This window comes from Phaeovulum sp., assembly GCF_041596715.1.
Taxonomy (GTDB): domain Bacteria; phylum Pseudomonadota; class Alphaproteobacteria; order Rhodobacterales; family Rhodobacteraceae; genus UBA6213.
Genome location: NZ_JBFHIA010000181.1, coordinates 1 through 6,492, shown reverse-complemented (window position 1 = coordinate 6,492; position 6,492 = coordinate 1). Strand labels below are relative to the sequence as shown.

Annotated in this window: 5 protein-coding genes; 4 read left to right on the top strand and 1 reads right to left on the bottom strand. The window is 61.1% G+C overall.

Features of this window, described 5'->3' with window-relative positions; genetic code table 11:
• The 4 genes from ABY403_RS12070 to ABY403_RS12055 form a co-directional block, all read left to right on the top strand.
• A partial coding sequence (locus ABY403_RS12070) for a hypothetical protein (RefSeq protein WP_372841072.1) occupies positions 1–434 on the top strand: 434 nt, incomplete at its 5' end.
• A gap of 1 nt (position 435) precedes the next feature.
• A complete protein-coding gene (locus tag ABY403_RS12065; RefSeq protein ID WP_372841071.1) occupies positions 436–1,980 on the top strand; it encodes an O-antigen ligase family protein in 1,545 nt (514 codons plus the stop codon).
• Positions 1,977–2,918, top strand: coding sequence for a metallophosphoesterase (locus ABY403_RS12060; RefSeq protein WP_372841070.1), 942 nt, complete (start codon positions 1,977–1,979; stop codon positions 2,916–2,918). Before ABY403_RS12065 ends, ABY403_RS12060 begins: the two co-directional genes overlap by 4 nt.
• Positions 2,919–5,087, top strand: a complete 2,169-nt coding sequence (locus ABY403_RS12055) for a GumC family protein (RefSeq protein ID WP_372841069.1) — start codon at positions 2,919–2,921, stop codon at positions 5,085–5,087.
• 77 nt (positions 5,088–5,164) lie between these two features.
• Here the strand turns inward: ABY403_RS12055 and ABY403_RS12050 are convergent, their stop codons facing one another.
• On the bottom strand, positions 5,165–6,214 hold the full coding sequence (locus tag ABY403_RS12050; RefSeq protein ID WP_372841068.1) for a glycosyltransferase: 1,050 nt from the start codon (positions 6,212–6,214) through the stop codon (positions 5,165–5,167).
• Positions 6,215–6,492: the final 278 nt, after the last annotated feature.

Genomic DNA, 6,492 nt, shown 5'->3' with positions numbered 1-6,492 from the left:
CCTTCCAGCCCGGCGCGGTACGCCAGAACTTGGTTGCCAGTTGCGAGACCTTGGCCGCAGCAATTGTCGCAACTGCGCCGACATCGTCGCGCGCGCATCTGGTGCTGGCCGCGGTCGCATTGGAACGGCAAGACTGGCCGGGGGTGAGCCGCGAATACCTGCTGTCGCAGAGCACCGGCGCGCAGGAAGGCGCGGTTGGCCAAGCTAGGTTTGTGATCGCGGCCGCCGCCTATGGCGCGCTGGATACGCGCGCCAAAGCGGCATTCAGCGCCGACATCGGCATGTTGATTTCAACCGAAACGGGCCGCGCGCTTGTTGCGGACCAGTACCGCATCACCCCTGCGCTGCGCGAGGTAATCACCGCAGCCGCCGAGACGGGTGCGCCGGGCGATCTGCGCGCCTTTGTGGCCGCAATCCGAAGGGCGGGTGGCTGAGATGACGCAGCAGAAAGGCCAAACCGCCCCAATTCGGGCAAACTTCTTGGCGCGAGCGGTCGCGGCAGGCCCTGCGCGCGCTGGCCTTGATGGTGGTGCAGAACGCGGCGCACAGACCCGGCCCAATGCCTTGCGCGGCGGCGAAGAGATCGACATCCACCGGCGGCGCTGGAACCGTTTTCTCGCAGTTGCGGTTGTGCTCATCGTTGTGCTTTCGCCGCTGCCCGCAGCAAGCAACCGCGGCGCTTCATGGATGCTCTGGTCACTCGCGATCGGAATGATAGCGACCCTCTACTTCACCGCACTCGCACTGCAATCGCAGCCACGCCCGCTGCGCGCTGCGGCATATTTGCCGGCCTTTCTGCCGCTTGCCGCTTTCTTCGCCTATGCGGTGTTCCAGACATTGCCGATTGCGGCCCATCTGCCCGGATTCCTGACGGCCTTGCCAGTCGAGCGGGTGCCGGCGGAACTTGGCATCACACCTGTGCACCTGAGCCTTGCGCCAAACGCGACTTTGGTTGGGCTGGCGCGAATGATCGGCTCGGCGATGTTTCTGCTTTTGGTGATCGAAACGGCGGGGCGGCTAAGCCGCGCGCGCGTGATTGCATGGTCACTGTTTTTCAGCGTTCTCGTCTATGCCATGTGGGTGATGATCGCCCCGCGTTTTCAAAGCGATAGCAGTTTCTTGGGCGAAGCGGCCGCGTCCATCGGCACACCGTCTGGGCCGTTTATCAACCTCAATTCCTTTGCAACCTACCTCGGCATGGGGGCGATACTCGGGCTTGCGTTGGCGCTTGAACCTTCGCAAGCCCGCAAGATGCACCCCGCGCGGCTGAGCAGCCCTAAGACCGTCGCGCAGCTTGCGCTTTGGGTCGCGATCGGCGTGATTTTGGTGGCCATCGTGAACACCCAGTCACGGATGGGCCTGTTTGCAACGCTGGTGGGCATGGCGGTTGTCTGGCTTCTTTCTGCCGCACGGCGGGAACATGCAGGGCATAGATCACCCTCTTGGCTTGGCGCGTTGGCCGTGCTTGCGCTTTTTTTGGCTATTTTACTAAGCCAAGGCGAGGGTCTGATCGAGCGTGCCTTCGCGCTTCAAAAAGACGCCGCGGTTCGCGCCGAACTTTATGGGCAGGTCATTTCAATGATCCTGACGCGGCCGTTGACAGGTTTTGGGCTCGACAGTTTTGCACTGTCGTTCGAGCTGTTTCATGCCCCGCCCCTGACCGCCGCCTTTGCTTGGGATATGGCGCATTCAAGCTATCTCGCCCTCTGGTCGGAAATGGGGCTGATCTTCGGCAGCATACCAATGCTGCTAGGCGCAATGATCGTCTGGCGCCTGTTGCGCCTGTTGCGCCACCGCACCCATGACAAAGCGCTACCCGCCGCAGCACTGGCGATATTGGCGCAGGTGGCTGTTCATTCTCTGGTGGACTTCAGCCTAGAGATTCAGGCCAATGTCTTTTTTTTGCTGACCGTCCTCGGCCTTGCGCTGGCACGGCGCGAGCGGCCGGGGCTGCGCCTTGCGCGTGGCGAGGCGACATGAGCAACCTGCTGCATCGCCTTTTGGGCCGCGCTTTATCGCGCACGCCCACCACGGCCCGCGACGGCGTTTTCGGCGTGATGCGCGCGCGGCCACTGCCGACGATCTACGCCATAGGTGATGTGCACGGAAGGCTCGACCTATACCGAGAGCTTGAGGCGCGCATCGCCTCGGACGAGGTTACCGGCGAGAAGTTGGTTGTGCTGCTTGGCGACATGATCGACCGCGGCCCGGATAGTGCAGGCATGATCGACCATTTGCTGGCACCGCCCCCTGCCGGGCTGGCGCGGTTGAGCCTTGCTGGCAACCATGAAGACATGGCGCTGCGCTTCTTGCGCGCGCCCGACCCAAAGGCCGAATGGCTAGCGCATGGCGGCGTTGAAACGCTCGCCTCTTACGGCATTGTGCGTGACTTCGCCGAGGCACAATCGCTGCCGCGCAAGGTGCTGGCAATGCGCGTGGCGGCTCATGTGCCGCAAGAACATCTGGATTTTCTTGCCGCAATGCCGCTGTTTCTGCACGCCGGGCCATTCTTTCTCTGCCACGCAGGCATCGACCCTGCGCTACCGCTGGAGCGGCAGAACCGCCAAACCCTGCTGTGGTCGCGCCGGTTCGCCACCCCCGAAGGCCCGCCGCCGCGGGGCCTCGCCCCCGGCGGCAGTGTCATTCAGGGCCATATGCCGATTGCGCGGGCAGAGCAGCGCGACTGGCGGATCAACCTTGATACCGGTGCCTATATAACGGGGCAGCTAAGCGCGGTGCGCCTTGCAGAGGGGTATTCGCCAGAGTTTTTCTCAACCGGCGAGGCGGGTGTTTCTGCCGCCAACCGGCCACTCAGCAATCTGGAAATGCAAGGTGGCGCGTGCTGGGTCTGCAAATATTGGCCGGGTGCTTTTTCAAGTGAAAGATCAGATTTCAAAACCCAAGCAAGAGAATACTAGATGGCCCCCCCAGAAATCACGTCCGAGCAGGAAATCGACATCAGGGCGATCGCGGCATTGCTGCGCAGACAGGCGTGGTTGATTGCTGCGTGCACGCTGCTGCTGCTGGCGGTTGCTGCTGCGTATCTGGTTATTGCAAAGCCGACCTATACGGCAACCTCTTTGGTTTTTGTGGACCCCAACAGCAAATCGCTGGTGTATTCCGACAGCGCCTCGGTATCGGGCACCGGTGAAAATGCGCGCGTCGATAGTGAGGTCGAGATCTTGCGCACCCCCAGCGTGGCGATTGCGGTTGTGCGCGACCAAAACCTCATGTCGGACCCCGAGTTTGGCCCCGCGATTGGCACGTTTGAAAAGATCCGGGTGGCACTGGGTTTTGCGCCTTCCGAGGACCCGGGCAAAGATGCGCTGGTGCAATCAGCACTGCGGAAGTTCAGCGCGGCGGTTGACGTGCGTCGTCGTGGCATCACCTACCTGATCGGGGTTTCGGTGCGATCGGAAAGCCCAGATCGCGCCGCAGAGCTCGCCAATGCGCTTACCAGCGCCTATATTTCGGCGCAGATTGAAAGCAAGATTTCCGCGTCGCTGACAGCGCGGGACAAGCTGCAAAGCCAGATCGCCTCGGCGCAGGCTGCCTTGGCGCAAAGTGAAAGCGCCATCGACGGTTTCATCGACAATAACTTGTCGCGCATCGAAGCCGAAAGCGGGCGCGCCGATATCCAAGCGATGCGCGTGGCACTGGAAGATGCCGACAGCAAGCGTCTGTCCGCCGAAGTGCAAGTGGCGGATTTGCAAACCCAGCTTCAAGCACAGGATTGGGCCTCGCTGACCGCCGGGCTTGGTGACGCGGCATTGAGCGCGCTACAAAACCAGCGTGCCGAGCTTGAGCGCCAGCTATCGGACGTTGCGGCAGATGCCGCCGAAGCGGTGAACCTGCGTTTGGCCTTGGCGGCACTTGAGGCGCGGCAAAGTGAAACCGCTACTGCGGCCATCGCGCGGGTGCAAAGCGGCGCGGAGTCATTGCAGCAATCAAGCGCCGATCTGCGTGACCAGATCCGCGAAACGCTTTTGACAGGCGCAATTCCTTCGCAAATTCTGACCGAGCTTTACGGCTTGCAGCAAGAGGCGACGATTGCGCGCAGCCAATACAACCTTTTGCTGTCGCGGATGCGCGAACTTGAAGTTCAGGCGGCGGTGCAGATCGCCGACAGCCGCGTGGTTTCGCCAGCACTTCCGCCCAACGCCCCAAGCTATCCCAACATGCGCATGGTTCTGGCATTGGCGCTGGTGTGCGGGCTTGGGCTTGGCGTTGGTTTGGCCTTCCTGAATGAGTATGTCATCGGTGGTATTACCTCAGAGAGCCAGTTGCGCGATGTGCTGCGCACGCGCGTTGCCACGGCAATTCCGCTTGTCGCATTGAAGCCGGACAGCCAGCGCAGCATTGCCGATGGCGTCATAACCGAACCACTCGCGCCCTATTCGGAATCCATCCGCAGACTGCGCGCGACTATCGAGATGACCTTGGGGCGCGCGCAATCCGGAACCGTCGCCGATGACGCCAAAAAAGGGCGCGTGATAGTCGTAACCTCGTCAGTTCCGGCCGAGGGAAAAAGCACAACGGCGCTGGCGCTGGCGCGCGCCTTCGCGCAGGCGAAGCAGCGGGTCTTGCTGGTTGATGCCGATCTGCGCAAACCAACGTTGCACAGGTATCTCGGCGTTTCAGCCGCCACTGGAATTGCCGATTGGCTGCGCGATCCGGGCAATGAAGAGTTGGGCAATGAGCTGATTTCAAACGACGCAATAAGCACTGTGTCGATAGCGCTTGGAACCGAGCGCGCCTACGCCGAAACCGACCAACTCTTGGGCGGCGCGGCCTTTGCAACGCTTGTGGACTTGGCACGAGATGCCTTTGACATCACCATTATTGATACCCTGCCGCTGTTGCCCGTGGTCGATACACGCTATCTGGCAGGCTACGGCGACATATTGGTGATGGTCGTGCGCTTTGGCGCGACGGGGCACAACGAGATCCGCACGGGCCTATCGATACTCAACGACTCCAAGCGACCGGGAACCGAGATCATCGCGGCGCTGAACCATCAGCCGAGCAACTCGAAATCTTACCGCTATGCTGGGTATTACACCGAATATGGCAGCGATGCTTCCTGACCTATCCGCGCCGCGGGCAGTCAGGCGCGGGAATTGCCGGGCAACCAGCGCCCTGTTCCGCGATCAGCCTGGGCGGGTTAGCGCGCCCAGACTGCAAGCGCCGCGGCCTTGCCTTCCCGGCGGCGCTGGCGCGATCTTGCGCGGCTGCGAAAATATCTGAGTCCCGTTAGATAGATAGCAACAAAGGCCAGCGCAAATACCGCGACCCCGGCAGCGGCGGCAGCAGAGCTGTTCCACAGCAAGACCCCCGCGACAATCGGGGTTGCAATCATCGGCAGCATGACGACGGTGGCAATCGGATTGCTGATGTGGCGGCGGCCGCGCCCGACCACGCAGATTTCGATACCGCGCATGATCAGTTGGTGAAAATGCATCTGGTCAGGCTTGTTGATACCCCTCCCCGACCGGCTGCGACGCCAGATTGCAAAAAGCGTGTCGGCGATGGGCCAGAAAAATACCAGCATAATCGCCCAAGGGCTGACTTCGGGCGATCTGGCGACGAGGACGATCCCGATCCAGGCCAACGCATGGCCCATCGAATAGGCGCCCGCATCACCCAGAAAGATTTTCCCGTAGGGAAAGTTGAAAACCAAAAAGCCAAGAATGGCGGGGACCATGACAAAGGCCATTGTTGCAAGCGTGGTATCGCCCGCCAGCAAAGCGATGCAGGCCAGCCCGAGCGCCACCAGAATACCCGTGCCCGCAGCCAAGCCATTGAGGCCGTCGATCAGGTTGAAGGCATTTGCGATACCCGCCGAAGCAAAAATCGTAAACGCCACGGCGAGAGGCGTGAATTGCAACAGCGCATCCACCATCGGTATGTCGATACGCACGACCCAAGTTTCCAGCATCGCCGCCGCAAGTGCTGCCGAAACTGCCGCGGCAAGCAACCTGCGGTTTGGCGAAACGCGAAAACCCAAATCCTCGGCCAGCCCGGCCAGAAATATCGGCAGCAGCGAAAGCGCCAGAAGGCCAAAGCTTGGATGCCGCGGGTTGGCGGGTAGCCAGATACAGGCGACCGCAAGCGCCAAGACAAAACTGACGCCACCAATTCGGGGCGTAGGCTCGCTATGCGCCGCTTGCACGGCGCGGCCATCCTCGGCACGCGCGGTGCGGGAAAGATGCATATGTCTGGTTGCAACCAGAATTGCGCAGGTGAGAAGCGAGATAAAAAAGATGACGCCAGAAGGCGCTACCACGCTTGGGTACATATCGCAAACCCCTACAATCGTTAACTTTTCTACTCTAGGTAGTAGACTGCGATAAAATATATTTTGCAAGGCGAGTCTCGGGCCCCAGACCGCAGCACCAAAGCCACCCCTTGCCGCCCCAGCCGAAGGCCTTGTTTTGGAACTCTTTTAAAGACAGCTCAAACCACCTTGCGCAGCCCCAAGGGGCACGCGAT

Bases quoted from the DNA above. Each gene is read 5' to 3' on its own strand.
- ABY403_RS12065 (WP_372841071.1), top strand. From the start codon at position 436: ATGACGCAGCAGAAAGGCCAAACCGCCCCAATTCGGGCAAACTTCTTG.
- ABY403_RS12060 (WP_372841070.1), top strand. From the start codon at position 1,977: ATGAGCAACCTGCTGCATCGCCTTTTGGGCCGCGCTTTATCGCGCACG.
- ABY403_RS12055 (WP_372841069.1), top strand. From the start codon at position 2,919: ATGGCCCCCCCAGAAATCACGTCCGAGCAGGAAATCGACATCAGGGCG.
- ABY403_RS12050 (WP_372841068.1), bottom strand. From the start codon at position 6,214: ATGCATCTTTCCCGCACCGCGCGTGCCGAGGATGGCCGCGCCGTGCAA.